Raw genomic sequence first — 26,036 nt, 5'->3', positions numbered from 1 at the left:
CCCGAGTCGCCGCTTTCTGTTCAGTAACCGAGACGCCGCCTTGTGCTATCTCCTTAACTTCTTATGACGCTTTTCATAGGCGGAATGACAATAGGAGCGGATTCAACGGTCCTCCTCCGTCGCCGCCCAGCAGCGCAGGACTTCCGCCACGCTCCAGGCCTGCGAGATGCAACCGCGGGGACTGAAGGGCGGATCGGCGTCGAAGATCTCCGAGATGGTGCCGATCCCCGCATGGTCCAGATGCGGCAGGAAGCCCTGGAGCAGGGCCCGCGCTCCGGCCTTGTCCTCCGGATGCAGCTTCAGCCACGCATCGACGTAGGGGCCGATCAGCCACGCCCACACCGTGCCCTGGTGATAGGCGGCGTCGCGGGCGCGCAGGTCGCCGAAGTATTTCGGCTTGTAGTCGCGGTGCCCCGGCGCCAGCGAACGCAGCCCGACCGGGGTCAACAGCCGTTGCCGCACCGTCTCCACCACCGGGTCCCAGCGGTCGCGGTCCAGCACCGGGTTGTCGAGCGAGACGGCGAAGATCTGGTTGGGCCGGCAGGCGTCGTCGTCCCCCCGCTCCCCGTCCACCACGTCGTACAGATGCCCGGCCTGGGCGCACCAGAAGCGCGCGTTGAAGGAGGCGCGGGCCTGTTCCGCCAGATCCTCCAGCGGGCGGGCCGCCTGGACGTCCCCCTCCTCGGTCAGCCAGCCGGCGGTCAGGCGCAGCGCGTTGTACCAGAGCGCGTTGATCTCCACCGCCTTGCCGCGGCGCGGGGTGACCACCCAATCCTCGACCTTCGCGTCCATCCAGGTGAGCTGGTAGCCCTCCCGCCCCTGGCGCAGCAGCCCGTCGCCGGGGTCCACGGCGATGCCGAAGCGGGTGCCGCGCCGGTGATGGTCGATCACCTCGACCAGCCGGGGCAGCAGCAGTTGCAGCGTGTGCCGGTCGCCGGTCGCCCGGACATAGCGGTTCAGCGCGTGGAAGAACCACAGGGTGGCGTCGGCGGTGTGGTACAGCCCCTCGTCCTTGCCGTCGGGGAACATGTTGGGGATCAGCCCGTCGCGGATGTAGTGCGCGAAGGTGCGCAGGATCCAGCCGGCCTCCATATGGCGCCCGGTGGTCAGGGTCAGCCCCTCCAGGCTGATCATGGTGTCGCGGCCCCAGTCGGTGAACCAGTGGTAGCCGGCGATCACCGTGCGCACCTCGTCCCCCTCGGCGCGGGCGCGCATCTGGTCGGCGACGCGGCCAGCCGGCACGAACAGGAAGCTGTCCGCCGACAGCACCAGCTCCGCCATCGGCCCTTCGCGCAACGAGGGATGAGCCGTCCCGACGATGCGGCGCCGCCGCTCCGTCTCGAAACGCAGGACGTCGGAGGGCGGCAGCGCCCACAGCCGTTGCCAGGACTCGGTGGCGGCGACGAAGCTCAGCGTCTGGCCCTGGCTGAGCGGGCCGCTGAAATAGCCGGGCGTCCACAGCGAGCCGCGCGATTCGTAGCCGCGCTCGGCCTCCACCGGATAGACGATGTCGCGCCGCGCCCCGCCGTCCAGGGTCAGGGGAAGCTCCGCCCCCTCAATGGTCATGCGCAGCACCGGCAGCTCCGGCCCCGCCCAGACCTCGTACTCGTGACCGCGGGCGGTGACGCGGTAGTCGCGGGCCAGCGGCTCGTCCACCGCCGCCTCCAGCTTGCGGAAGGCCATCACCGGGCGGAGCCGCAGGAAGACCGGCTGCGGCGCCGTCACCACCCGGTAGGTGACGTGGACGATGTTCTGCAGGTGCGGCAGCACGATCTGCTTTTCGATCACCACGTCGCCGAACGCGTAGCGCCAGACCGGCAGACCGGACTCCATGCGGAATTCGATGAGGCCGGACGGGGCGGCGTCCGACGGGTATTCCGGGTCGGGCCACTGGTCCGGCTGCGGGTTGTGGCCGGTCAGCCGCCGTTCGGTGCCGTCCGGCTGGATCAGCACGTCGTTGAGCTGGCTCAGCATCACCACCCGGCCCAGCGGGGTGGGCAGCGCCGCCACGAGCAGCCCGTGGTACCGCCGCGTCACCGCTCCCGACAGGGAGGAGGAGGCGTAGCCGCCCAGCCCGTTGGCGACCAGCCATTCGCTGGAAAGCGCGGCGTCCGGCGTGGATCGCAGGAGGTCGCGCGTGATCTTGCGGACGTAATCAGCCATGGGTCTCCTGAGCGCTTTCGCCGTTGCCTTCGCCCGGTTCTTCGTCCGGAACAGCGTCCTTGATGGACAGGACGACCGCCGCATGGCCGGGAAGCCGCCAGGCGCCGTCCGGCGACTCCAGCGGGGCGATGCCGCAGCCGCCGTAGAGGGCGTCCTCGCTGGACCAAAGGGGCGTCCAATCCCTGCCAACCGGCGGCGCCAGCAGCGGTTCCGGCAGGATGTCCAGCCGCAGGTCGCGGCCGAGATTGACCAGCAGCAGCCGGTCGTCCCCTCCGTCCCCCGCTCCGAAGAAGCGCAGGACGAACGCCTCCTCCCCCAGCACGGCGCCGTCCAGCCCGCCGTCCCCCTGCGCGCGGAACACCGGGTCCTCCCGGCGCAGGCGCAGAAGATCGCGGTGCAGCGCCCAGACGTCCGCGTGAGTCTCCCGTTCCGCATGGTCGAGCTTGGAGCGGCGGAAGGTGTCCTCGTCCTGCGGGCGTTTCAGGTGGGCGCGCATGGCCGGGTCGGCGAGGCTGCGGAACTGGGAGAGGAACTCCGCCCGCCCCTCCTCCACCTTGGCGGCGAGATCCGGTTCGTGGTCGGCGAAATAGTGGAAGGGCGCGCTGGCCGCGAACTCCTGCCCCTGGAACAGCATCGGCGTGCCGGGACCCAGCAGGGTCAGCGCGGTCAGCGCCCGGAAGCGCCCCGGCGTCGTCAGGGCGTGGACCCGCAGGCCGCGACCGGAATTGGCGATCTGGTCGTGGTTCTGGAGGAAGGTGACGAAGGCCGGGCGCGGCAGGCCGCGGGCCGGCGTGCCGCGCCGCTGGCCCTGCCAGCGGTACCATTGCCCCTGGTAGAGGAAGCCGTGCCTGACGGCCGACAGCAGTTCCTGCGGCGTGCCGTGGTAGTCGGTGTAGTAGGCCTCGTTCCGCCCGGTCAGCGCGACCATGGCCGTGTGGTGGAAGTCGTCGTTCCACAGGGCGTCCAGCCCGCAGCCGCCTTGCTCCACCGGGGTCGCCATGGCGGCCTTCTGGCACTCGTTCTCCCCGATCAGAAGGGTGCCGCGCCCGCGCGCCGCCCGGCGGACCGCCTGTCCGATCTCCTGGATGATGTGCGGGCTGGAGCGGTCGAAAATCTGCTGGGTGGCGTCCAGCCGCAGCCCGTCCAGATGGTACTCGTCGATCCAGAAGGCGGCGTTCGCCAGGAAGAACTCCCGCACCGGGCCGCAGTTCGGACCGTCGAAGTTGAGCGCGTCCCCCCACTCGTTCTTGTAGCGGGTGGCGAAGTAGTCCGTGGCGAAGTGGGACAGGAAGTTCCCGCTGGGTCCGAAATGGTTGTAGACCACGTCGAGGATCACCGCGAGGCCCAGCGCGTGGGCGCGGTCCACGAAGCGCCGCATGTCGTCCGGCCCGCCGTAGAGCCGGGTCGGGGCGAACAGGTCCACCCCGTCGTAGCCCCAGCCGAAGCGCCCCGGAAACTCCGCCACCGGCATGAGTTCGAGGACCGTCACCCCCAGTTCCGCCAGGTGAGGCAGCGCGCGCGCCGCCGCCTCCCAGGTCCCCTCCGGCGTGAAGGTGCCGATGTGCATCTCGTAGATCACCTGCCCGCGCAGGCCGCAGCCCGTCCAGCCGGCGTCGGTCCAGGCGAAGGCGGAGGGGTCGACCACCTGCGACGGCCCCTCCGGCCCGTCGGGCTGGAAGCGGGACGCCGGATCGGGGAAGGCCGGACCGTCGTCCAGCCGGAACCGGTAGAGGCTGCCCACCGGCACCCCCTCCACCGTCGCCGAGAAGTAGCCGTCGCCCTCCGCGCCCAGCGCCACCGCGCGCTCCTCCGGCCCGACCAGAAGACTGACGCTGCGGCACACGGGCGCCCAGACGCGCGCCCGCACCCGGTCGCCCGCTGTGGGTTCCACGCCTATGGGGCAACGGCGGACGGCGAAGGCCGGACCGCTGGAGCGCGTTGCATCGGGAGGACTCGACACGGAACGCTCCCACCGCAATGTTTCGATCATCGGCCCCCAACAGGCGCCGCCTCCCTTCGTCCCACGGGCGATCCATCGGAGCCGGCGCCATCCCCCCGAAAAGGTCACCCGCCATGCCACACCCCTCGCCGCGCGTTCTGATCTGGAACGAGTTCCGTCACGAACGCCGGGACGAGGCCGTGATGGCCCATTACCCCCAGGGCATCCACGAGGCGCTGGCCGCCCCCCTGCGCGCCGCCGGCCTGGCCGTGGAAACCGCCACGCTGGACGAGCCGGAGCACGGCCTGACCGAGGAGCGGCTGAGCGCCGCCGACACGCTGGTCTGGTGGGGCCACCGCGCCCATGCCGAGGTGTCGGACGTGGTGGCGGAGCGGGTGAAGCGGCGGGTGACCGAGCAGGGCATGGGCTTGGTCGCCTTGCACTCCAGCCACTTCGCCAAGCCCTTCGTGGCGCTGATGGGCACCGGCTGCTTCCTGAAATACCGCATCGCCGGCGAGAGGGAGCGGCTGTGGGTCGTCGACCCCGGCCACCCCGTGGCTGCGGGCATCGCCGACTGCATCGAACTGGATCATGAGGAGATGTATGGGGAGCCCTTCGACGTCCCGCCGCCGGACGATCTGGTCTTCCTGAGCTGGTTCCAGGGCGGGGAGGTGTTCCGCAGCGGCTGCGGCTGGCGGCGGGGGCTGGGCCGCGTCTTCTACTTCCGGCCCGGCCACGAGACCTACCCCACCTATCATCACCCGCAGATCCAGCGCGTCATCCTGAACGCCGTCCGCTGGGCCGCGCGGCCGGAAGGGCTGGAGGCGCCGGTGCGGGGCCGGCGGACGACCCCGCCGGAACCGATTCCGCCCCGCTCATGAGGGACTCAGACCCGCTCCCCGAAGCTCTCGGCGGCGGCGTCGATCACCGCGGGATGGGCGCGCAGCGCGTTGAGGGCCGTATCCCGCTGGGACTCGTCCAGTTCCAGCGTGACGATGACATCGACGGACCCGCGGCGCTCCGCGTCGCGCTCCTCGCGTCCGGTCTGGACGACATGGCCGCAACGGTCGCGCAGCCCACCGAGAATCTCCGCCTCGACGCCGCGCCCCTTCTCGGCCGCATAGGCGTAGACGATCGTCATGGCCATTCTCCCCTCCCCGTCACGGCGTGAAGACGACCCGCATGCAGTCGTCGGCCTTGTCCTTGAACATGCGGTAACCCTGCGGTGCGTCGTCGAGCGCCCATTTGTGGGTCAACAGGTAGGACGGATCGAGGTCGCCCTTCTCGATGTGGGCGAACAGGCGCTTGACGTAGCGCTGGCCGTGCTGCTGGCCCATGCGGAGGGTCAGCGCCTTGTTCATCGCCGCCCCCATCGGGAACTTGTCGATGAGCCCGCCATAGACGCCGACGATGGACAGGGTCCCGCCCTTGCGGCAGCACTGGATCATCTGGCGCAGGACGGCGGGCCGGTCGCTCTCCAGCCGCAGGGCCTGCTTGCTGCGGTCGTACAGGTCTTCGATGGCCAGACCCCTGTTGGCCGGGCCGCCGCTGTCCGCCTCCATGCCCACCGCGTCGATGCAGACGTCCGGCCCGCGCCCGCCGGTCATCGCCAGCAGGGCGTCGTAAATGTCCACGCGGCTGTAATCCAGCGTCTCCGCCCCCGCCTTCATCTGGGCGGCGCGCAGACGGTCGGGAAAGCGGTCGATGCCGATCACCCGCTCCGCCCCCAACAGAAAAGCGCTCTTCATCGCCATCTGGCCGACGCCGCCGCAGCCCCAGACGGCCACCACGTCGCCCGGCTTGATGTTGCCCATGTCGGCGGCCATGTAGCCGGTCGGCACGGCGTCGGAGACGAAGACCGCCTGCTCGTCCGTCACCCCCTCCGGCACGCGGAAGCAGTTGGTGTCGGCGAAGGGGACGCGGATGTATTCGGCGTGGCTTCCGGCATAGCCGCCGAAGGCGTGGCTGTAGCCGAAGATGCCGGCGGTGCAGTGTCCGTAGGCCGACTCCTCGAAGGCCGGCTGCGGGTTGGAGTTGTCGCAGAGCGAGAACTCCTCCTGCTGGCAGTGCCAGCATTTGCCGCAGCCGATGATCGACACGGTGATCACCCGGTCGCCGCGGTTCAGCCGCGTCACCTCCGGCCCCTTCTCCACCACCTCGCCCAGGAATTCATGGCCGATGATGTCGCCGGCCCGCATGGTCGGGACGTGGCCGCCGATCAGGTGCAGGTCCGACCCGCAGACCGAGGACAGGCCGACCTTGATGATCGCGTCCTGCGGGCCGAGGATCCTGGGGTCGGGCACCCGCTCCACCCGCAGGTCGTTCACGCCGTTCCAGCAGAGCGCCCTCATCCCGTCACCTCCCGCAGTCGCGCTTCGGCCCCGCCCCGCTCGGCCCGCCCGCTCGGCTGGCCGTCGATGGTGGGAAGCGCCCCAACCTCCATGATCCGCTTCAGGCGGCGCAGCGCCTCGCGCGCCTGCTGCTCCGGCGCGGCGCCGAACAGGCGGGACACGGCGTCGCCACCGGCGCCGCCCGGCGGGTGGTAGGCCAGCGTCAGGCTGACCTCCGTCCCGCGGCCGCCCGGCGCCGGACGGAACAGGACGGTGCCGCGGTGCGGCAGGTCCGCCCCCTCCAGCGTGTGCCAGGTGATGAGTTCGTTCTCCCTCACCTTGTCCAACCGGCTGTTCCAGACCACCGGAACGCCGCCGGGGCCATGGGCCTTCCAGCGGCTTTCCATGTCGGACAGGATCTCCACGGCGTCGAGGTGGGGGAACAGCGCCGCAAGATGGCGGACGTTGCGCCAGTGGCGGAACAGCTTGTCGGCCGGGACCGCGATGGTGACGTTCGCCTGGGTGGTCGTCGGCTCCCGGCGCAGCGCCGGCAGCGCCGCCTGCCGCAGCGGGCTGGACAGTGGAACCCCCGCCGCCCCGGCGAGGAACAGCCCGCCGCCGAGCGCGGCCAGCGCCCAGCTTCCCCGCCGCGCCCCGGCGAAACCCAGCGCCGTGCCGCCGAGGATGGCGGCCCAGCGTTCGAGCGTCCCGGCGGAGCCGTCGATGCGCCGCCCGCCGTCCCGGCCTCTGGTCATTGCCCGTCCTTCTTCTTCAGCAGGTCCAGCTCGTACAGCCCCTTCATCAGGTCGTCGTGCAGGTCGATGCGCTCCGCGATGTCGGTGTAGTGGGTGGCGTCGGGCGCCCGACCGGCCTCGTCGAGCGCACGGTCCCACTGGTTCCCGGCGAAGTCGCCGCGCCCCACGAACATGACCGCGCGCAGTTCCATCCGCTGTTCGGGCGTCAGGTCCTCCAGCATCTTCTGGAGTTGGTTCAGCGCACCGCTGGCGTCGGAGGACAGGATGCTGAGGGCGTCGAGATCGGTCGGGTTCCGGGAACCGCGTTCGCTGCTCTGCTCCCCGAGGTCGATGTTGCGCATTCCCGCGAGGAAACGCTGGCGGTCGGCCACGGCCTCGTACGCGAGGTCGGCGGCCTGCTTCACGGTATCGACCGAAATCTGTTTGAGCATGTGTCGCACTTCTTTTCAGTTGCACGGCTTTGCCCGACGCCAACAGCCGGGCTGGGGGTTCGTCGCGAAAGCGGCCCGTGTCGCGGACCGCCTCCCGGCACAACCGGAGACGGTGCGGCGAGGTTCCGGAGCAACAGGCCGGAGCAACGGAGATGCCCGATGGCTTGTTAACCCCTGCAAGACCCTGGCAAGCCGGAGAACAGCCATGCCGCTCCTGTCGGCGCAGATCGGCGAGATCGTGGACGAGGCGTTCGCCCCCGTGCGCCTGGAGACCGACCGCGGCACCGTGGAGGCCCGCCTCCACGCCGCCCCCGACGGCCACAAGGCGGCGGGGACGCTGGGCGTCATCTGGCTGGGGGGTGTCGGCGGCGGCTTCGACTCGCCGGCCCATGGACTCTATCCACGGCTGGCGGAGGATCTCAGGGAGCACGGCATCGCCTCGCTGCGCCTGCGTTACCGCAACCCGCGCGCGCTGGACGAGGCCGTCTACGACGCGCTGTGCGGCCTGACCTTCCTCGGCCGGATCGGCATCCACCATGTCGCGCTGGTTGGCCACTCCTTCGGCGGGGCGGTGGCGATCCAAGCGGCGGCCTCCAACCGCGGCGCGGTCTGCACGGTGGTGACGCTGGCCACCCAGGGGCTGGGCACCGACGCCGTTGCGGACCTGAGCTGCCCGGTGCTGCTGGTCCATGGCGAGGCCGACGAGAGGCTGACGCCGATGTGCTCCATCCACGTCCACCGCATGGCGCGCGAGCCGAAGAAGCTGGTCCTGATGCCCGGCGCCGGCCACGGACTGGACGAGACCGCCGAGGCCGTCTGCCGCGAGGTGCGCGACTGGCTCAAGGCTCAACTGCTGGAGCGGTAGGGCATATCCTCTCCCCCCACGGCACCCTCCGGGATTAGGCTGCGGCCACCTCCCCCGAAAAGCCCGGAGCCTGCCGATGCTCGGCACCCTGACCCTTCTTCTCTCCTGCCAGCTGGCGGGGGAACTGACAGCCCGCCTGCTGCATCTGCCCGTGCCGGGGCCGGTGATCGGCATGGTCCTGCTGTTCGTCGGCCTGCTGGTCCGCGGCGGCGTGCCGGAGCCGCTGCAGGAGACGGCGGGCGGCATCCTGCGCCACCTGTCGCTTCTCTTCGTTCCGGCGGGCGTCGGGGTGATGGCGCATCTGAACCGGCTGGAGGCGGAGGCCCTGCCCATCGCCGCCGCCCTGCTGGGCAGCACGCTGATCGGCGTCGCCCTGACCGCCTGGGTGATGAGCGCCCTCAGCCGCCGTGGTCCCGATGCGGAAACCGGCGATGGGGAGGACGCCCGATGAGCCCCGATTTCCACGAGATCTGGGTCTATCTGTCGGCCAGCCCGCTCGCCGGCCTGACCCTGACGCTGGCCGCCTATCAGGCGGGGATGTGGGTGTTCGAGCGGTTCGGACGGCGGCCCGCGCTGAACCCGGTGATGATCGCGGTGCTGCTGATCGCCGCGGCGCTGATGGTGGCGGGGATCGACTACCGCACCTATTTCGACGGCGCGCAGTTCGTCCATTTCCTGCTCGGCCCCGCCACGGTGGCGCTGGCGGTTCCGCTCTACCGCCAGTTCCAGCAGGTCCGGCGCTCCGCCGTCGCTTTGCTGGTCGCCCTGCTGACCGGCTCCGCCGCCTCGGCGCTGAGCGCCGTCGCCATCGCCTGGGCGCTCGGCGCGTCGGAGCGCACCATGCTGTCGCTGGCGCCGAAGTCGGTGACCTCCCCCATCGCCATGGGCGTGTCGGAGCAGATCGGCGGCCTGCCCTCCCTCACCGCGGTCTTCGTGATCCTGACCGGGATCATCGCCGCCTCCTTCGGCACCTGGGTGCTGAACCTCGTCCGGGTGACGGACTGGCGGGCGCGCGGCTTCGGCCTGGGGGTGGCCGCCCATGGCATCGGCACCGCTCGCGCGCTTCAGGTGAACGAGGTGGCTGGGGCCTTCGCCGGTCTGGGGATGGGGCTGAACGGGCTGGTGACGGCCATCCTCCTGCCCGTCCTCTACCGCCTGTTCTTCACGTGAAGCCCCGCTTCGCGAAAGAAGATTTCATGGAATCGTGGCTTGACACAGCAAGCCTGCCTGCGCACAGTGTGGCCCATGATCCGCATCGACCACACGAACGCCCTTCTGCGACTTATCACCCCGGCGCTTTGAGCGTCCGGGTCGTCCGCGTTCGTCTGCCCTGTTCCCTGGTCGAAGTGTCAGTTTTCCCATGAGCACCTATTGCACGCGCCATTTCGGCACGCGCCCTTGCGGGGCGAAGCGTGTCTCCCGGCTGGGGCCGGGGCTGCGACTTAGGAACGGTCGCTGAGCCGCCCGGCAGCTCGGCGACCGTAGTCCCGCCGGTCCCCACACGACACGAGACAACGCCCCGCAACGAAAACCGGGGCTCCCAAGGGATCACGAAGCGTCATGAACCACATCGCCACCCCCGCCGCCGCCACTTCTGCCAAGCACGAGAAGTATGTCCCCTTCGCCCCGGTGAAGCTGACCGACCGCCAGTGGCCGAACCGGACCATCGGGAAGGCCCCGGTCTGGTGCTCGGTGGACCTGCGCGACGGCAACCAGGCGCTGATCGAGCCGATGGGTCCGGATCGCAAGCGCGCGATGTTCGACGCGCTGCTGAAGATGGGCTTCAAGGAGATCGAGATCGGCTTCCCCGCCGCCTCGCAGACCGATTTCGACTTCTGCCGCGAGATCATCGAGGGCGGCAAGATCCCCGACGGCGTGACCATCCAGGTGCTGACCCAGGCGCGTGAGGAGCTGATCCGCCGCACCTTCGAGGGCATCAAGGGCGCCAAGCGCGCCATCGTCCACCTGTACAACTCCACCTCGGAGCTGCAGCGCCGCGTCGTCTTCGGGCTGGACCGCCAGGGCATCGTCGACATCGCGGTCGCCGGCACCAAGCTGATCAAGCAACTGGCCGCCGAGCATCCGGAGACCGAGATCGTCCTGCAATATTCGCCGGAGAGCTTCACCGGGACCGAACTGGAGTTCGCCCTGGAGATCTGCGAGGCGGTGATGGAGACCTGGGGCGCCGACGCCGCGAACAAGGTCATCCTGAACCTGCCGGCGACGGTGGAGATGTCCACCCCGAACATCCACGCCGACCAGATCGAGTGGTTCTGCCGCAACATGAAGAACCGCGACGCGGCGATCATCTCCCTGCACCCGCACAACGACCGCGGCACCGGCGTCGCGGCGGCGGAGCTGGGCATGCTGGCCGGCGCCGACCGCGTGGAAGGCACCCTGTTCGGCAACGGCGAGCGCACCGGCAACGTCGACGTGATCACGCTGGCGCTGAACCTGCTGACCCAGGGCGTCGATCCGGAGCTGCGCATCGACGACATCAACGAGATCGTCCGCGTCGCCGAATACTGCACGCAGCTGCCCGTCCATCCGCGCCACCCCTACGCGGGCGAGCTGGTCTTCACGGCCTTCTCCGGCTCGCACCAGGACGCCATCAACAAGGGCCTGAAGGCGCTGGCCAAGTCCAACCACGGCACGTGGGAGGTTCCGTACCTGCCCATCGACCCGCAGGACCTGGGCCGCAGCTACGAGGCGGTGATCCGCATCAACAGCCAGTCGGGCAAGGGCGGCATCGCCTATGTGCTGGAGAAGGACTACGGCATCCAGATCCCGCGCCGCCTGCAGATCGAGTTCTCCAAGACGGTGCAGCGCATCGCCGACGAGACCGGCAAGGAGCTGGCCCCCGCCGACATCCACAACGCCTTCAAGGCGGAGTATCTGGACATCGACGCCCCGCTGGCCCTGATCGAGCATTCGACCGAGCCGCGCGGCCCGAACTCCGGCGCCCGCGTGCTGAACGTGGTGGTGTCGCGCGACGGCGTGGTCAGCACGCTGAAGGGCTCGGGCAAAGGTCCGATCGACGCCTTCCTGGACGCGCTGCGCCAGGGTGCCGGCATCGACCTGCATGTGGTGGACTACCGCGAGCACGCCGTCGGCGAGGGTGAGGACGCCCAGGCCTGCGCCTATGTCGAGGTGAAGACCAAGGACGAGCGCACCCTGTTCGGCGTCGGCATGGACGCGGACATCGTGACCGCCTCGCTGCGCGCCCTGGTCAGCGCCGCGAACCGCGCCGTCCGGTAAGGGGTTCAGGGACATGAGAAAGGGGCGCCCGGTGGGGCGCCCCTTTTTTGTTGGGATGGTAGGGAGTGTCCGAAACGGGCCCCCACCCTGACCCTCCCCCGCTGCGCAGGGGAGGGAAACTTGGCCCTCCCCTGCGCAGCGGGGGAGGGAGGGACCCACGCGCAAGCGTGGGAGGGTGGGGGCACCGTGCGGCACCCCCTGCCCCATCACCCCTCGATGCGCGAGAAATCCGCGACCGCGTTCAGCGTCGCCCGGATCTGGCTGAGCAGCCGCAGGCGGTTGGCGCGCAGGTCGGCCTGCTCGGCGTTCACCGTCACCTTGTCGAAGAAGGCGTCCACCGGGCCGCGCAGGCGGGCCAGCGCCGCCATGGTGCCGGTGAAGTCCTCCTGCGCCAGCAGCGGCCGGGCCGTCTCGCCGGCGCCGGACAGGGCGCCGTAGAGGTCCTTTTCCTCCGCGAGCGTCAGCAGGGCCGGATCGACCGGCTGGTCGTAGGCCTTGCCGTCCTTCTTCTCCTCGATGCGGACGATGTTGCTGGCGCGCTTGTAGGCGGCGAGCAGGTTCGCTCCCTCCTCCGACCCGACGAAGGTCTGGAGCGCCTTCACGCGGGCCAGCAGACGGACGAGGTCGTCCTCGCCGCCCAGAGCGAACACCGCGTCCACGAGGTCGTGCCGCACGCCCTGGTCGCGCAGCGTGACCTTCAGGCGGTCGGCGAAGAAGGCCATCAGGTCGGTGGCGACGCCATCGGCGGCGGCGAAACCGCCGACCGTGTAGGCGCCGTGCGCGGCCTTGAACAGCTGCGTCAGGTTCAGCCGCAGCCCGTTCTCCAGGATCAGCCGGATGATGCCCAGCGCGGCGCGGCGCAGGGCATACGGGTCCTTCGAGCCCGTGGGCTTCTCGTCGATGGCGAAGAAGCCGACCAGCGTGTCGAGCTTGTCGGCCAGCGCCACGGCGACCGACACCGGAGCGGTCGGGCAGCTGTCGGAGGGCCCGAGCGGCTTGTAATGCTCGGCGATGGCCTCCGCGACTGCGGGGTTCTCGCCCTCGCCCAGCGCGTAGTAGCGGCCCATGATACCCTGGACCTCGGGGAACTCGCCGACCACCTCGGTCACGAGGTCCGCCTTGGACAGCAGGGCGGCGCGGGTCGCGGCGTCCGCGTCGGCGCCGATGGCGCGGGCGATCTCGGCGGCCAGCACCTGGACGCGCGTGACCTTCTCCGCCACCGTGCCGAGCTTGGCGTGGAAGGTGATGGCGCCCAGCTTGGACACGCGGTCTTCCAGCTTCGTCTTGCGGTCCTGGTCCCAGAAGAACTTGGCGTCGGACAGGCGGGCGCGCAGCACGCGCTCGTTGCCGGCGACGATGGCCTTGCCGCCGTCCGCCGTCACCGTGTTGGCGACCACGACGAAGCGCGGGGCCATCTTTCCGGCCTTGTCCAGCAGCGCGAAATACTTCTGATGCGTGCGCATGGAGGTGATGAGGACCTCCGACGGCACGTCCATGAACTTCTCGTCGATGGTGCCGACCAGGGCGACCGGCCATTCGACGAGGCCGGCGACCTCCTCCAGCAGCCCGTCGTCGGGGGAGAGGGTCAGCCCCTCCGTCGCCGCCAGCGCCTCGGCGTCGGCCTTGATCTTGGCCTTGCGCTCGGCGCGGTCGAGCACGACATGGGCGGCGCGCAGCTTGGCCTTGTAGTCGGCGAAGTCGGTGACCGTGAAGGCGTCCGGCGACAGGAAGCGGTGGCCGCGGGTGCTGTTGCCGAACACCAGCTTGCCCTGCGCGCCGCCCAGGTCGAACGAGCCCTCCAGCACGGCGCCGCCGAACAGGGCGATGATCGAGTGCAGCGGGCGCACCCAGCGCACCGTGCCGGTGCCCCAGCGCATCGACTTCGGCCAGGGGAAGTCGCCCATGACCGCCGGGATGATCTCGGCCAGAACCTCCGCGGTGGCGCGGCCCTTCCTCTCCGCCACGGCGAAGTAGAAGACGCCCTTGCCGGTGTCGCGCTGCTCGCACTGGTCGAGGCTGGTCAGGCCGGCGGACTTCAGGAAGCCGGCGACCGCCTGCTCGGGCGAGCCGACGCGCGGCCCCTTCTTCTCCTCGCGGACGTCGGCGGTGCGCTCGGCCAGGCCGTCGATCACCAGCGCGAGGCGGCGGGGGGTGGAATGGGCCTCGGCCGTGCCGAAGGACAGGCCGTTGGCGGCCAGCTTCTCGGTGACGAGGCGCTTGAGGTCGTCCGCCGCGCGCGCCTGCATGCGGGCCGGGATTTCCTCGGAGAAGAATTCGATCAGAAGTTCGGGCATGTTACTTGGGCCCCCCGGCGGTCCACGCCTCGCAGCAGGCTTTCGCCAGCGCGCGCACGCGGCCGATGTAGGCGGCGCGCTCCACGACGCTGATGACGCCGCGCGCGTCCAGCAGGTTGAAGAGGTGAGACGCCTTGATGCACTGGTCGTAGGCCGGCAGCGCGACGCCCTTGGCGATCAGCGACTGGCACTCCGCCTCGGCGTCCTTGAAATGCTGGAGCAGCATGTCGGTGTTGGCGTGCTCGAAGTTGTGGGCCGAATACTCGACCTCGGCGCGCTTGAACACGTCGCCGTATTTGACGCCCTGCCCGTTGAAGTCCAGGTCGTAGACGTTCTCCACGCCCTGCACATACATCGCCAAACGCTCCAGCCCGTAGGTCAGTTCGACCGCGACCGGGTCGCACTCGATGCCGCCGACCTGCTGGAAGTAGGTGTACTGGGTAACCTCCATGCCGTCGCACCAGACCTCCCAGCCGAGGCCCCAGGCGCCCAGCGTCGGGCTTTCCCAGTCGTCCTCGACGAATCGGATGTCGTGCAGCGACGGGTCGATGCCCAGCACCTTCAGGCTTTCCAGATACAGCTCCTGCGGGTTGGCCGGCGAGGGCTTCAGGATCACCTGATACTGGTAGTAGTGCTGGAGCCGGTTCGGGTTCTCGCCGTAGCGGCCATCCTTCGGGCGGCGCGAGGGCTGCACATAGGCCGCCTTCCACGGTTGCGGGCCGAGGGCGCGCAGCGTCGTCGCCGGGTGGAAGGTGCCCGCACCCACCTCCATGTCGTAGGGCTGGAGGATCACGCAGCCCTGCTCCGACCAGAACTGGTGGAGCTTGAGGATCAGGGCCTGAAAGGACAGGCCGCGGCTGTCTTGGGAAGACCCGCTCGGGGAGGCCATCGGCGGTCACTTATGATTGGTGTGGAAAAACGCGCCGCACGATACGCGGCGGTATTCCCGGAATCAAGCGCCCGCCTGGGTTTAAGGTTCAGCGCCCGTAAGGGCAGACCGGCCGGCCGCAGGCCACGGCGGAGCGCGGGGCGACGTAGGCGCCGCATTCCGGGCACTTCTCCATGTCCTCGGCAGCCACCTGGGCCGGCCCGCCGCCGCTGGTGGCGGTGGGCTTTCCGGAGCCGCGACGCTCCCGCTCGCGCAGGCGCTCCCGGCCGACCGCGCCGACGCGGTTGTACCAGCGCCAACCGAACCACACGGCGCCGATCACCAGGATCAGGAAGAGGATCTTGGACAAGCTGAACATGGAAGCAGGATTAGGGGGTGCGGGGCCGCCCGGTCAAGAGTGGCCTTCACCCCGAACGGCTGACCTCTCGAAAATGGATCGAACTTCGAAAGAAGCGCCCCGTCCAGCGCAAAGAATCCTTGTCGTCCGCAGCGGAAGCGGCACCTAATGGGTGAAAACCGTGCGCAGAGGAGACGCAACGTCATGAACGCCAGCGCCTATCCGGTCATCGTCCGCCCCCTGCCTCCGGAACAGGGCGTCGGCTATGTGGCCGAGGTGCCCGACCTGCCGGGCTGCACCGCGGGCGGCGCCACTCCTGCCGACGCCAGCACGGCGGCGCTCGACGCCATCGCCGCCTGGATCGAGAACGCCCGCCGCGCCGGGGAGCCGGTCCCGCCGCCGTCCGAACGCCTGCGCGAAGTCACCCAGTAAGATCGTGGAGCCCAGTAACGGGGCATAAGCCCTCGCACTTGGCCCCCACCCTAGCCCTCCCCCGCTGCGCAGGGGAGGGAACTCCGCTGCACGACCCTCAATCCCCTCCCCTGCGATAGCGGGGGAGGGTCAGGGTGGGGGCACCAAGGCGACCACAAGCAGAAAAACTCAAAGACCGTAGCGCGACCAGAGCGCCCGCTCCTCGACGGCGGACAGCGCCGCCGCGGGGAGGTCCGCCGCGAGGCTGTCCAGAGCGCTCACGCCCACCGGAGCCGCCACGCGGAAGCCCATGCGGCGGAACCAGCGCCGGTCCTCCTGCACCACCCGCAGGCGGACCTTCTCGCCGAAACGGCCCCGCAGCACGGTGCGCAGGTCGCCGATGCCGTCGATCAGCCCGAGTTCCAGGGCGCGCCGCCCCGCCCAGAAGGCACCGGAGAACAGCTCCTCCTCCGACCCGGACAGGCGGGCGCCGCGGCGGTCGCGCACCATGGCCTTGAAGGCGTCGTGGATCTCCGCCTGGATCGCCTTCAGATGGGCCACCCCGTCCTCCCGCTCCGGCGAGAAGGGGTCGAGGATCACCTTCTTGTCGCCCGCGGTGTAGAGCCGCCGTTCGATGCCGTAGCGCTCGATGAACGCGTGCGCGCCGAAGCCGGCGGACACCACGCCGATGGAGCCCAGGATGCTGCTCTCGTCGGCCCAGATCTCGTCCGCCGCGCAGGCCAGCCAATAGCCGCCGGACGCCGCCGCGTCCTCGCAGAAGGCGAAGACCGGCACCTTCTTCTCGGTGGCGAGGTCGCGGATGCGCTTGGCGATCAGCGCCGACTGCACGGGCGATCCGCCGGGCGAATTGACGACCAGCGCCACCGCCGCCTGACCCTTCGGCGCGAAGGCGCGCTCGATCAGCCCGGCCATGTTGGACATGGTCAGGCCCTGGCGGAAGGCTCCGGCCTGACCGATGACACCGGACAGGCGGAGGACGGACACGATCGGCCCGGCGTCGCGCCAGGGGCCGAACGGGAGTTTGGCGAGCAGCTTCGTCATGTTCATCGCCGGTTGAAATGGTGGCGCTGACGCCGGATTGAAAGAACCGGCTTAAGCGATCAGCGGCTCCATGTCGCGCAGAATCCTCTGCGCCTGCGCGCTGTAGGCGCCATCGGGGCCGTGCAGCACCAGCCCGGCGGTGAATCGCGCCGGCGAGCGCCCCCCCTTTTGCGCCGCCAGCAGGATGCGCCGCGCCTCCTCCGCCGGCCTGGGCCAGAGCGGGACGAGCGTCAGGGAGCCGAATCGGGCGCCGTGGAGCGCGGCCAGGATCTCGTCCACCCGGTCGGCCCGGTGGACCATGGTCAGCGTGCCGCGTGGCTTCAGCATGGCCCTGGCGAAGCGCACCCAGTCGGCCAGGCCCGCCTCCCCCTCCACGTTCGCGGCGGCCTTCCAGGGATCGGGCGGGACGCTGGCCGCCCCGGCGCGCAGGTAGGGCGGGTTCATCATCACCCGGTCGAACGTTCCGGGAAGCAGCTCCGGCGGCGGGGCCAGCAGATCGCCGTCAAGGACGCTCACCCGGTCGCCCATCCCGTTGAGGGCCGTCCCGTTGAGGGCAACGTTGCGCCGGGCGAACTCCGCCGCCTCCGCCCGCTTCTCCAGCCCGACGACAGCGACGCCCGGCACACGGGCGGCGAGGCACAGCGCCGCCGCCCCGGTGCCGGTGCCGACGTCCAGCACCCGCTCCCCCGGCCCGGCGGCGGTGAAGGCGGCGAGCAGCACCGGGTCGACGGCGGCGCGGTAACCGGCCTGCGGCTGGTGCAGGCGGACGCGCCCGTTCAGAAGCGTGTCGAACGCCCCGTCGCTCTCCGCCATCACGCCCCCAGCTCCTCCCCGGCGTCGCGCAGCAGGCGGCAGGCGGCGGCATGATCCTCCTCGGCCACCATCAGGCGGCGGGGGATGGCGCCGATGGAGCCCTCCAGGATGCTGGTGTGGGTGTCCAGCACGATCCCCTCGATTCCCGCGTCGGTCAGCAGGGCGAGAAGCCAGCTCAGACGGACCGGATCGGTGGTGCGCAGCAGTTCCTTCATGAAATCCCGGCTGTTCTGTGCCCTTATTCGCCTTGCGGACTTGACCGAAGAGGCTATGCCGTTATGCTCCCTGCCGGAATTCGTCACGTCAATCATCATTGGAGTCGACCTTGGCGGTCGTGACCAACCTCGAGCCGAAACGGCGGAAGTCCACCCCGCTCGACGATCTGACCGCCCTGGTGGCCGATGACCTGAGCGCGGTGAACGAGATCATCGTCCAGCGGATGCATTCGTCCGTCGATATGATCCCGCAACTTGCCGGCTATCTCATCGCCGCCGGCGGCAAGCGCCTGCGTCCCGTCCTCACCCTCGCCGCCGCCGAGCTGTGCGGCTACAAGGGCGAGGATCACAAGATGCTGGCCGCGGTGGTGGAGTTCATCCACACCGCCACCCTGCTGCACGACGACGTCGTGGACGAGAGCGACCTGCGCCGCGGCCTCGCCTCGGCCAACGCGGTGTTCGGCAACAAGGCCAGCGTGCTGGTCGGCGACTTCCTGTTCTCCCGCAGCTTCGAGCTGATGGTGGAGGTCGGGTCGCTCGACGTGCTGCGCATCCTGTCCAAGGCGTCCGCGGTGATCGCCGAGGGCGAGGTGCTGCAGCTGCGCACCACCAACGACACCGAGACCAGCGAGCAGGCCTATCTGGAGGTCATCAAGGCCAAGACCGCGGAGCTGTTCGCCGCCGCCTGCCGCGTCGGCGCCGTGGTGGCCGCCCGCCCGCAGGCCGAGGAACTGGCGCTCTACGACTACGGCATGAATCTGGGCATCGCCTTCCAGCTCGTCGACGACGTGCTGGATTATTCGGCCTTCCAGGCGAAGCTGGGCAAGACGGTCGGCGACGACTTCCGCGAGGGCAAGATCACCCTGCCGGTCGTGCTGGCCTTCCGCCGCGGCAACGACGAGGAGCGGGCCTTCTGGCGCCGCACCATGGAGGAGCTGGACCAGCAGGAGGGCGATCTGGAGCGCGCCCAGGAGTTGATGGCCAAGCACAACGCGCTGAAGGACACCGTGGAGCGCGCGCGCCACTACGGCTCCATCGCGCGCGACGCGCTGGGCCTGTTCCCGGATACCCCGGTGAAGACCGCCCTGCTGGAGGTGCTGGATTTCGTGATCGAGCGCGATTTCTGAGCTTTGGGAACTTTTTCGCCGCGGGGGATGATTTTCACGTTGCAGCCCCTGGATCGAGCGGCTATATACGCGGCCCACGGTGACGCCGGCCACGGCGCCACCGACGGACCGGAGAGTAGCTCAGCCTGGTAGAGCACTGCTTTCGGGAGGCAGGGGCCGGAGGTTCGAATCCTCTCTCTCCGACCAAATTGAAAGGGCCGATGCGGCGACGCATCGGCCCTTTCGCTTTTGGCCCTTTCGCTTTTCCGGCCCGCCCAACCAGCCGTGCGGCGGCCTTCCCGCCGGCTTTCGCGACCCGGCAAAAAAACATACCGCAAATGCCGCTTATTCCCATTGCAGCCCGCGGGCAATGGGTCTATACACCCGCTCCACGGCGACGCTGGCAACGGCGGCACCGACGGACCGGAGAGTAGCTCAGCCTGGTAGAGCACTGCTTTCGGGAGGCAGGGGCCGGAGGTTCGAATCCTCTCTCTCCGACCAAATTGAAAGGGCCGATGCGGCGACGCATCGGCCCTTTCGCTTTTCCGGCCCGCCGCCGCGGCACAGGCCGCGCTCCCGCCTGTTGTCCTTTGGAAGGCGACACAGACGGGGAGCGGACCCATGGAACAGGCGATCGGACAGGAACCCCAGGCGGCGGGCGGCCCGGTGGGGACGGAGATCGACCCCAAGGCGGTGGTGGTGTCCCGCGCGGTGCGCGACCTGGTCCAGCCGCAGGGCTTCCGCCCGCGCGATATCGGCGGCGGCATGGCCTGGAACCGGCGCGGCGGCGACGACACCCACGAGATGATCACCTGCAACGGGAGGCTGTCCGGCGACCCCGACCGGGCGGAATGGACCGCCGGACGCTACGGCAACCGCGGCGGCTTCGTCGAGGTCACCGGCCTGACGCTGCGCGGCGCGCTGGACGCCGTGGCCGTGCTCCCCCGCCCGGTGCGGGTGGACGGTTCGCTGGCCGAGGGCATCTACCCGTCGCTGGAGGACGCCCTCGACGACATCGCGTGACGGCTATTTCAGCGCCTCGTCGATCTCCACCTGATAGCCCTTGGCGAGGCGGTTGGTCTCGTTGGCCATGCCGATGACGGCCATCAGCTCCCCGAACTGGGCGTCGGTCATGCCGGCGCGGCGCGCGGCGGCCTCGTGCGAGCGGATGCAGTAGTCGCAGCCGTTGGTCACGCTGACCGCGACGAAGATCATCTCCTTCACCAGCGGGTCCAGCGCGCCGGGGGCCATCACCTCCTTCAGGCTCTCCCAGGTGCGTTTCAGGGTCGGCGGGTGATGGGCCGCCATCTTCCAGAAATTGTTGACGTCCGGCACGTTGCGGGCCGCCTTGATGTCGTCGTAGACGGCGCGCACCTCGGGAGCGGCGTCGGCGTGCTCGATGGGCTTCAGGGGCATGGCTGATGGTCTCCACGGCAGAAGGGCACAGTTCAGGGCTCGATCCCGCGGCATTGTCGCCGCTTCCGCCCCGCGGGGCCATCGCCGAAGGGTCGCAACGTCCTATCTCTTCCCCTGAAGGTCATAGGGGCGCCGGAAAGTTCAGGTTGCTCCGACCGCCGCGGACCGGCATAGCTTCCTAATTCCGATGGCCCGCGCACGGCGCCCCGCCCTGTCGCCACCCTCCCCGCCTTCAAGTCCTCCATCCCATGCCCCTCCGCCACCTCGACGCCCTGGCAACCGAATCGGAAGGAATGGTGCGCCTGCTCCGCATCCTTCTGGTGGCCTCCGTCCTGGTTCCAACCCTGCTGTTCACCGCCATCGCCTGGCGCGACTTTCACGAGGAGGAGGCGCAGGCGGAGCGCAACATCCGCAAGACCGTGCTGATCCTGCACGAGCACATGCAGAAGGTCTTCGACACGGTCGAGCAGGTCCTGGACCGGCTGGACGAGCGGACCGCCGGCATGAGCTGGGACGAGATCGGCCGTTCCGACGACCTGCACGGCTATCTGAGGACGCTGGTCGAGGAGCTTCCGCAGATCGGCGTCGTCGGGCTGGTCGATCCCAACGGCGCGGTGCGCAACGACAACCGGCTGTTCCCGGCCCCGTCGATCAATGTGGGCGACCGGGAGTATTTCCGCACCCAGGCGGCGGCCGACGCCGGCATCCTGGTCAGCGAGGCGATCACGGGGCGCGGGTCGGGCAAGCGGCAGTTCAACGTCACGCGCCGCCGCGCCGCCGCCGGGGGACCGGAAGGGCCGTTCAACGGCGTGCTGCTGACCGCGGTGCTGACCGATTACCTGACCGATTTCTATCAGCTCGTCGTCGCCGGTCAGAAGGAGTCGATCTCTCTGGTCCGCCGCGACGGCTCGGTCCTGGTCCGCTACCCCTCGACCGGCGACCGGCAGGCCCGCCATGCCGCGGACAGCATTCTGCTCGGCGCGATGGCGTCCGGGCAGACCGAGGGCGTGTTCCGCACGCGGGGCCGCATGGACGGCGTGGCGAGGCTCAACGGCTTCATGCACGTGGCGCCCTACCCGCTCTACGTGACCTACGGCATCCCGATCAACGAGATCCGGGCCGGCTGGGCGCGCAACGTCCTGCTCTACGCCGCCTTCACCGTGCCGGCGATGCTGGCTCTGGTCGGCATCACCCTGCTGGCGCTGCGCCGCGCGCGCAGCGAGATGGGGGCCATCCGCCGCTGGACCGAAGAGGCCCGCGCCCGCGAGTCCCTGGAGAACGCGCTGCGCCAGTCGCAGAAGCTGGAGGCGCTCGGCCAGCTGACCGGGGGCGTCGCCCACGACTTCAACAACCTGCTGACCGCCGCCCTGGCCAACCTGCATCTGATGGAACGGCATCTGCCGGCGGAGGGGACGCGCTACCTGGACGGCACCCGCACCGCGCTGGAACGCGCCCGGACGCTGACCGGACAGCTGCTGGCCTTCTCGCGCCAGGAGGCGGTGGACCCCAAGGTGATCGATCTGGGGGACGCCCTGCGGGTCATGGCCGATCTGCTGGAACGCTCCGTCCGTGCCGACATCGCCCTGGACTGGGCGCTTTCCAGCGCGCCGCTGCCGGTGGAGGTGGATCCGGTCCAGCTGGAGCTGGCGGTGCTGAACCTCGTGATCAACGCCCGCGACGCGATGCCGGCGGGCGGGCGCATCCGCATCGCCGCCCGGCAGGAGGAAACATCCGACGGCCCGCTCGCCGTTCTGGAGATCGCCGACACCGGCAGCGGTATGCCGCCGGAGGTCGCCGCCCGCGCCTTCGAGCCTTTCTTCACCACCAAGCCGCACGGCAAGGGGACGGGTCTGGGCCTGTCGATGGTCTACGGCTTCGCCCGCCAGTCGGGCGGCAACGCCACCATTTCCAGCGCGCCGCGCCGCGGCACGGTCGTCCGCGTCAGCCTGCCGGTGTCCGGCCGTGCGCCGGAAGCCGAAGCGGTGCCGGACGCGGCGGAGGCGATGCCGGCCGGACCGGTACGCCTGCTGGTGGTCGAGGACAACGCGCTGGTCCTGATGGCCACCGTGGAGGGGCTGGCGCAGGAGGGGTTCGAGGTGGTGACCGCCGACCATGGCGCCGCCGCGCTGGAGATCCTGGACCAGGACGCCGCCTTCGACGCGATCGTGACCGACGTGGTGATGCCCTACGGCGTGTCGGGAATCGATCTGGCGCGGCGGGTCCAGGAGCGCTGGCCCGGCATCCGAGTCCTGCTGATTTCCGGCTACAGCCCCGAATCGCTGACCGGCCTGAAGGCCGACGCCGCCGTCCTGCCCAAGCCCTTCACCCCGGACCAGCTCGCCGCCCGCGTCCGCGCCCTGCTCCGCACCGCGAAGACCGCCTGACCGGGGCCGTTCCAACCGGACGGACGGGTCAGAGCAGGACGCTGATGAACATCGGCGCCCACAGCACCGCCGACCAGATCAGCCCCAGGAAGATGCCATGGGTGAGGTCGGTGAAGGTCGGTTCCGACAGGCAATGCATGCGCCAGAACGCTTCGCGGTCGTTCATGCCCTGACGCTGCGGGATGTGGTTCTGAGCGTCCTTCATGACCGTTTCCTTGCTGGAGGCCAAATGGAAGGAACCGGCGAAGGGCGCCGCGGTTCCGCACCGCGACGGGAACAATGGTGGGACGGAATGGGTCATGCCGAAAAGGAAAAGGCCCCCTGTCCTTTCGGACAGGAGGCCTTCCGGTCGGATGGGATGAGCCGCTTACTTGGTGCGGATCATCGGGGTGAGCTGGTCGCCCCAGTTGCCCGTCGCGTTGTGATAGCGGGCGGTGCGCATCAGCTCGACCGTCACGCCGGCTTCCACGGCCTTGACGACGGCGTCGTTCAGGCGGTGCAGGCTGTTGGCGAGGACGCGGATGGCGCTCTCCTGCTCGTCCGTGAGGTTCGAACGCTCGTCCGGCGGCGCATCCTGGAAACCCGACTGATTCGTCATGCGGCTATCCTTCCCTTGTTCTCCGGCCCGGGTCTTGCGGCCCCGGCTCTGCCCTGGTTCACCGGCGCCGTTGCGCCGGCATGGCCGGGTGCTGCGCTGCAAACCCGGCATTCAACGTCTTAACACATCACGCGCCGGGAGCAAGGGCGCGGCAAGACAACCTCGTTCGAAAGAGTCATGCCTCCCGCGGCAGAGTGCCGCTCCCCGGCAATGCCGGACGGGGGAAGGAGGCCGCCGCACTGCAATCGCGCGGCACTCGGCGGACGGCGTTTGATCGGGACGCGCTCCCGGCCTAGCTTGGCGGTCCAAGGGCAGACGCCGAAAGAAAACGATCGCCGACAGAAAGCGATCGCCGACAAGAACAATCCGCAGCCGATACAACAATGGAAGACAGGACCATGGCCGACACCGCGACCGCTTCCCGCTCCGTCGCCTTTCTGGGGCTTGGCACCATGGGCTTTCCCATGGCCGGCCATCTGGCCGTCCGGGGCGGTCACCGGGTGACCGTCTGCAACCGCACCGCCGCCAAGGCCGAGGCCTGGACCGCCCGCTTCGGCGGGGCCGGCGCCGCCACCCCGGCCGAGGCCGCCCGCGACGCCGAGCTGGTCTTCCTCTGCGTCGGCGGTGACGACGACGTGCGGGCGGTGGCCGGCGAGGCGATGACCGCCATGAAGCCCGGCACCATCATCGCCGACCATTCCACCGTCTCCGCCACCGTCTCGCGCGAGATGGCCGATCTGGCCCGCGAGCGCGGCCTGTTCTTCCTCGACGCGCCGGTGTCCGGCGGCCAGGCCGGGGCGGAGAACGGCGTGCTGACGGTGATGGTGGGCGGCGACGCCGACGCCTTCGCCCGTGCCCAGCCGCTGATGGCCTGCTACGGCCGCTCCGTCACCCACATGGGCCCGGCGGGCGCCGGCCAGCTGACCAAGATGGTCAACCAGATCTGCATCGCCGGGCTGCTGCAGGGGCTGGCCGAGGGCATGGCCTTCGCGCAGAAGGCCGGGCTGGACGGCCACAAGGTCGTGGACGTGATCGGGAAGGGGGCCGCCCAGTCCTGGCAGATGGACAACCGCGCCAAGACGATGCTGGACGGCAGGTTCGACTTCGGTTTCGCCGTCGACTGGATGCGCAAGGACCTGGGCATCGTGCTGGACGAGGCCCGCAACAACGGCGCCACCCTGCCCGTCACCGCCCTGGTCGACCAGTTCTACGCCGAGGTGCAGGGAATGGGCGGCAACCGGCTGGACACCTCCAGCCTGATGACCCGCCTGACGCGCTGAACGGAGGGGGATGGGGAGCGCTGCGGCGCTCCCCTTTCACTGTCCTCAGATGCGGACGACCTTGCCGGGGTTCATCCGGTTTTCCGGGTCGAAGGCGCGCTTCAGCTCGCCCATCACGGCGAAGGCGTCGCCGGCCTCCTTCTCCAGGAACTCCATCTTGCCGTAGCCGATGCCGTGCTCGCCGGTGCAGGTGCCGCCCATGGCGAGCGCCCGGTCGACCATGCGGTCGTTCAGGCGCTTGGCCTCGGCCAGCTCCTCGGGCTTGTCGGGGTCGATGACGTAGACGAGGTGGAAGTTGCCGTCACCGACATGGCCGACCAGCGGGGCCAGCATCGAGGATTCGGCGATGTCCTTCTTGGTCTCCAGGATGCAGTCGGCCAGCCGCGAGATCGGCACGCAGACGTCGGTCGGCCAGCCCTTGGAGCCGGGACGCAGCGCCAGCGCCGCGTAATAGCCGTCGTGGCGGGCCTGCCAGAGCTTGGAGCGATCCTCCGGACGGGTCGCCCAGGTGAATTCGCTGCCGCCGAACTCCGCGGCGATGGACGCGACCATCTCCGCCTGCTCCTTCACCCCGGCGGCGGTGCCGTGGAACTCGAAGAACAGGGTCGGGGCGACCTTGTAGTCCAGCTTGGAATATTTGTTCACCGCGTCCATCTGCACCTCGTCCAGAAGCTCGATGCGGGCGACGGGGATGCCGGACTGGATGGTCTGGATCACCGTGTCCACGGCGCCGCGGATGTCGTTGAACGGGCACACCGCCGACGAGATCCCCTCCGGGATGCCGTAGAGGCGCAGCGTCACCTCGGTGATGATGCCGAGCGTGCCTTCGGCACCGACGAACAGGCGGGTCAGGTCGTAGCCGGCGGCGGACTTGCGGGCACGCCCGCCGGTCTTGATGATCCGGCCGTCGGCCAGCACCACGGTCAGCCCCAGCACATTCTCGCGCATGGTGCCGTAGCGCACGGCGTTGGTGCCGCTGGCGCGGGTGGAGGCCATGCCGCCCAGCGAGGCGTCGGCGCCGGGGTCGATGGGGAAGAACAGGCCGGTGTCGCGCAGATGCTCGTTGAGCTGCTTGCGGGTCACGCCGGCCTGGACGGTGACGTCGAGGTCCTCCGGGCTGACGCGCAGGACCTCCTTCATGGTCGACACGTCGACGCAGATGCCGCCGGCCAGCGCGGCGACGCCGCCCTCCAGCGAGGTGCCGGTGCCGAAGGGGATGATCGGCAGGCCGTGCTTCGCGCAGAGCTTGACGATGGCGCTGACCTCCTCGGTGGAGGTGGCGAAGGCGACGCCGTCGGGCGGGAAGTTGGGGTGGTAGGACTCGTCCTTGCCGTGATGCTCGCGCACCGCCGCGGCGGTGGTGAAGCGGTCCCCAAGCAGGGCCTTGAACTCGGCCTTCATCTCGTCGGTGAAGGCGACGCGAGGCTGGGCGGCGGGTACGGCGGTCATGGACGAATCTCCCCGGGGGTCCTTTTGGCACGATGCCGTGC

The 26,036-nt window shown here is 69.8% G+C and carries 26 protein-coding genes and 2 tRNA genes; 12 read left to right on the top strand and 16 right to left on the bottom strand.

From position 1 onward, the window contains the following. Window positions 1–102: 102 nt before the first annotated feature. A complete protein-coding gene (locus TSH58p_RS14665; protein ID WP_109070105.1) occupies window positions 103–2,163 on the bottom strand; it encodes an amylo-alpha-1,6-glucosidase in 2,061 nt (686 codons plus the stop codon). Beyond that, window positions 2,156–4,123 carry a malto-oligosyltrehalose trehalohydrolase gene (treZ, locus tag TSH58p_RS14660; protein ID WP_247874040.1) on the bottom strand — a complete coding sequence of 656 codons (1,968 nt, stop codon included), beginning with the start codon at window positions 4,121–4,123 and terminating at the stop codon, window positions 2,156–2,158. Before treZ ends, TSH58p_RS14665 begins: the two co-directional genes overlap by 8 nt. A 113-nt stretch (window positions 4,124–4,236) precedes the next feature. Here treZ and TSH58p_RS14655 point away from each other — a divergent pair, with 113 nt between their 5' ends. Continuing rightward, complete coding sequence (locus tag TSH58p_RS14655) at window positions 4,237–4,983, top strand: ThuA domain-containing protein (protein ID WP_109070103.1); 747 nt, start codon at window positions 4,237–4,239, stop codon at window positions 4,981–4,983. Between the two features lie 5 nt (window positions 4,984–4,988). Here the strand turns inward: TSH58p_RS14655 and TSH58p_RS14650 are convergent, their stop codons facing one another. Genes TSH58p_RS14650 through TSH58p_RS14635 form a run of 4 tightly spaced genes read right to left on the bottom strand, consistent with a single transcriptional unit; the run spans window position 4,989 to window position 7,618 of the window. Further along, window positions 4,989–5,249 carry a hypothetical protein gene (locus TSH58p_RS14650; protein ID WP_247874039.1) on the bottom strand — a complete coding sequence of 87 codons (261 nt, stop codon included), beginning with the start codon at window positions 5,247–5,249 and terminating at the stop codon, window positions 4,989–4,991. A 13-nt stretch (window positions 5,250–5,262) separates the two neighbouring features. Beyond that, on the bottom strand, window positions 5,263–6,453 hold the full coding sequence (locus tag TSH58p_RS14645) for a zinc-dependent alcohol dehydrogenase (RefSeq protein ID WP_109070101.1): 1,191 nt from the start codon (window positions 6,451–6,453) through the stop codon (window positions 5,263–5,265). Next, window positions 6,450–7,187: an SRPBCC family protein gene (locus TSH58p_RS14640; protein ID WP_109070100.1), complete on the bottom strand. Its 738-nt coding sequence runs from the start codon at window positions 7,185–7,187 to the stop codon at window positions 6,450–6,452. The genes TSH58p_RS14645 and TSH58p_RS14640 overlap by 4 nt, the downstream gene beginning before the upstream one ends. Next, window positions 7,184–7,618 carry a DUF3775 domain-containing protein gene (locus tag TSH58p_RS14635; protein WP_109070099.1) on the bottom strand — a complete coding sequence of 145 codons (435 nt, stop codon included), beginning with the start codon at window positions 7,616–7,618 and terminating at the stop codon, window positions 7,184–7,186. The genes TSH58p_RS14640 and TSH58p_RS14635 overlap by 4 nt, the downstream gene beginning before the upstream one ends. Window positions 7,619–7,823: 205 nt before the next feature. Here TSH58p_RS14635 and TSH58p_RS14630 point away from each other — a divergent pair, with 205 nt between their 5' ends. The 4 genes from TSH58p_RS14630 (at window position 7,824) to leuA (ending at window position 11,741) form a co-directional block, all read left to right on the top strand. Then, window positions 7,824–8,483, top strand: a complete 660-nt coding sequence (locus tag TSH58p_RS14630; RefSeq protein ID WP_109070098.1) for an alpha/beta hydrolase — start codon at window positions 7,824–7,826, stop codon at window positions 8,481–8,483. Between the two features lie 76 nt (window positions 8,484–8,559). Next, on the top strand, window positions 8,560–8,934 hold the full coding sequence (locus tag TSH58p_RS14625) for a CidA/LrgA family protein (RefSeq protein WP_109070097.1): 375 nt from the start codon (window positions 8,560–8,562) through the stop codon (window positions 8,932–8,934). Then, window positions 8,931–9,653, top strand: coding sequence for an LrgB family protein (locus TSH58p_RS14620; RefSeq protein ID WP_109070096.1), 723 nt, complete (start codon window positions 8,931–8,933; stop codon window positions 9,651–9,653). Before TSH58p_RS14625 ends, TSH58p_RS14620 begins: the two co-directional genes overlap by 4 nt. 390 nt (window positions 9,654–10,043) lie before the next feature. Beyond that, the gene (leuA, locus tag TSH58p_RS14615) at window positions 10,044–11,741 is read left to right on the top strand and encodes a 2-isopropylmalate synthase (protein WP_109070095.1); all 1,698 of its coding nucleotides are present in this window, start codon (window positions 10,044–10,046) and stop codon (window positions 11,739–11,741) included. Window positions 11,742–11,947: 206 nt separating this feature from the next. Here the strand turns inward: leuA and glyS are convergent, their stop codons facing one another. From glyS to TSH58p_RS14600, 3 genes are all read right to left on the bottom strand, one after another. Then, a complete protein-coding gene (gene glyS / locus TSH58p_RS14610) occupies window positions 11,948–14,035 on the bottom strand; it encodes a glycine--tRNA ligase subunit beta (RefSeq protein WP_109070094.1) in 2,088 nt (695 codons plus the stop codon). Window position 14,036: 1 nt separating this feature from the next. Further along, complete coding sequence (locus tag TSH58p_RS14605) at window positions 14,037–14,924, bottom strand: glycine--tRNA ligase subunit alpha (protein ID WP_109070093.1); 888 nt, start codon at window positions 14,922–14,924, stop codon at window positions 14,037–14,039. Between the two features lie 88 nt (window positions 14,925–15,012). After that, window positions 15,013–15,282 (bottom strand): hypothetical protein, encoded by a 270-nt coding sequence (locus TSH58p_RS14600; RefSeq protein ID WP_109070092.1) that lies wholly within the window; start codon window positions 15,280–15,282, stop codon window positions 15,013–15,015. A 183-nt stretch (window positions 15,283–15,465) separates the two neighbouring features. Between TSH58p_RS14600 and TSH58p_RS14595 the strand changes: the two genes are divergently transcribed. Beyond that, window positions 15,466–15,693, top strand: coding sequence for a type II toxin-antitoxin system HicB family antitoxin (locus TSH58p_RS14595; protein WP_109070091.1), 228 nt, complete (start codon window positions 15,466–15,468; stop codon window positions 15,691–15,693). A gap of 168 nt (window positions 15,694–15,861) precedes the next feature. Here the strand turns inward: TSH58p_RS14595 and TSH58p_RS14590 are convergent, their stop codons facing one another. From TSH58p_RS14590 to TSH58p_RS14580, 3 genes are read right to left on the bottom strand one after another with little or no spacing between them, the layout of a single operon-like run. Further along, the gene (locus tag TSH58p_RS14590) at window positions 15,862–16,740 is read right to left on the bottom strand and encodes a S49 family peptidase (RefSeq protein ID WP_109070090.1); all 879 of its coding nucleotides are present in this window, start codon (window positions 16,738–16,740) and stop codon (window positions 15,862–15,864) included. Between the two features lie 45 nt (window positions 16,741–16,785). Beyond that, the gene (locus TSH58p_RS14585; protein WP_199230128.1) at window positions 16,786–17,547 is read right to left on the bottom strand and encodes a tRNA1(Val) (adenine(37)-N6)-methyltransferase; all 762 of its coding nucleotides are present in this window, start codon (window positions 17,545–17,547) and stop codon (window positions 16,786–16,788) included. Further along, a complete protein-coding gene (locus TSH58p_RS14580) occupies window positions 17,547–17,762 on the bottom strand; it encodes a DUF2007 domain-containing protein (protein ID WP_014241194.1) in 216 nt (71 codons plus the stop codon). The genes TSH58p_RS14585 and TSH58p_RS14580 overlap by 1 nt, the downstream gene beginning before the upstream one ends. A 110-nt stretch (window positions 17,763–17,872) precedes the next feature. On the opposite strand from TSH58p_RS14580, the gene TSH58p_RS14575 reads away from it, so the two are divergent. The 4 genes from TSH58p_RS14575 to TSH58p_RS14560 all read left to right on the top strand — a co-directional run bounded on the left by TSH58p_RS14575 (window position 17,873) and on the right by TSH58p_RS14560 (window position 19,891). After that, window positions 17,873–18,889 carry a polyprenyl synthetase family protein gene (locus TSH58p_RS14575; protein WP_109070114.1) on the top strand — a complete coding sequence of 339 codons (1,017 nt, stop codon included), beginning with the start codon at window positions 17,873–17,875 and terminating at the stop codon, window positions 18,887–18,889. 109 nt (window positions 18,890–18,998) lie between these two features. After that, window positions 18,999–19,075, top strand: a tRNA-Pro gene (locus tag TSH58p_RS14570). A 217-nt stretch (window positions 19,076–19,292) separates the two neighbouring features. After that, window positions 19,293–19,369 (top strand) — tRNA-Pro (locus tag TSH58p_RS14565). Between the two features lie 120 nt (window positions 19,370–19,489). Beyond that, a complete protein-coding gene (locus TSH58p_RS14560; RefSeq protein ID WP_109469256.1) occupies window positions 19,490–19,891 on the top strand; it encodes a hypothetical protein in 402 nt (133 codons plus the stop codon). 3 nt (window positions 19,892–19,894) lie between these two features. Here TSH58p_RS14560 and TSH58p_RS14555 read toward each other — a convergent pair whose 3' ends face one another. After that, a complete protein-coding gene (locus TSH58p_RS14555) occupies window positions 19,895–20,284 on the bottom strand; it encodes a carboxymuconolactone decarboxylase family protein (protein ID WP_109469255.1) in 390 nt (129 codons plus the stop codon). Between the two features lie 248 nt (window positions 20,285–20,532). Here TSH58p_RS14555 and TSH58p_RS14550 point away from each other — a divergent pair, with 248 nt between their 5' ends. After that, window positions 20,533–22,668, top strand: a complete 2,136-nt coding sequence (locus TSH58p_RS14550) for a hybrid sensor histidine kinase/response regulator (RefSeq protein WP_109469254.1) — start codon at window positions 20,533–20,535, stop codon at window positions 22,666–22,668. A gap of 28 nt (window positions 22,669–22,696) precedes the next feature. Here the strand turns inward: TSH58p_RS14550 and TSH58p_RS33125 are convergent, their stop codons facing one another. Both TSH58p_RS33125 and TSH58p_RS14540 read right to left on the bottom strand, forming a co-directional pair. Continuing rightward, on the bottom strand, window positions 22,697–22,873 hold the full coding sequence (locus TSH58p_RS33125) for a hypothetical protein (protein ID WP_158282673.1): 177 nt from the start codon (window positions 22,871–22,873) through the stop codon (window positions 22,697–22,699). A gap of 162 nt (window positions 22,874–23,035) precedes the next feature. Further along, complete coding sequence (locus TSH58p_RS14540) at window positions 23,036–23,266, bottom strand: hypothetical protein (protein ID WP_014241201.1); 231 nt, start codon at window positions 23,264–23,266, stop codon at window positions 23,036–23,038. Between the two features lie 398 nt (window positions 23,267–23,664). Here TSH58p_RS14540 and TSH58p_RS14535 point away from each other — a divergent pair, with 398 nt between their 5' ends. Next, the gene (locus tag TSH58p_RS14535) at window positions 23,665–24,546 is read left to right on the top strand and encodes an NAD(P)-dependent oxidoreductase (protein WP_109469252.1); all 882 of its coding nucleotides are present in this window, start codon (window positions 23,665–23,667) and stop codon (window positions 24,544–24,546) included. A 45-nt stretch (window positions 24,547–24,591) separates the two neighbouring features. On the opposite strand, the gene TSH58p_RS14530 is transcribed toward TSH58p_RS14535, so the two are convergent. Further along, entirely contained in the window at window positions 24,592–25,995 is a 1,404-nt protein-coding gene (locus TSH58p_RS14530; RefSeq protein WP_109469251.1) for an FAD-binding oxidoreductase, read from the bottom strand. Window positions 25,996–26,036: the final 41 nt, after the last annotated feature.

Source organism: Azospirillum sp. TSH58, from assembly GCF_003119115.1.
Classification (GTDB): domain Bacteria; phylum Pseudomonadota; class Alphaproteobacteria; order Azospirillales; family Azospirillaceae; genus Azospirillum.
The sequence above is the reverse complement of the archived record's forward strand: the minus strand, read 5'-3'. Positions and strand labels throughout refer to the sequence as shown.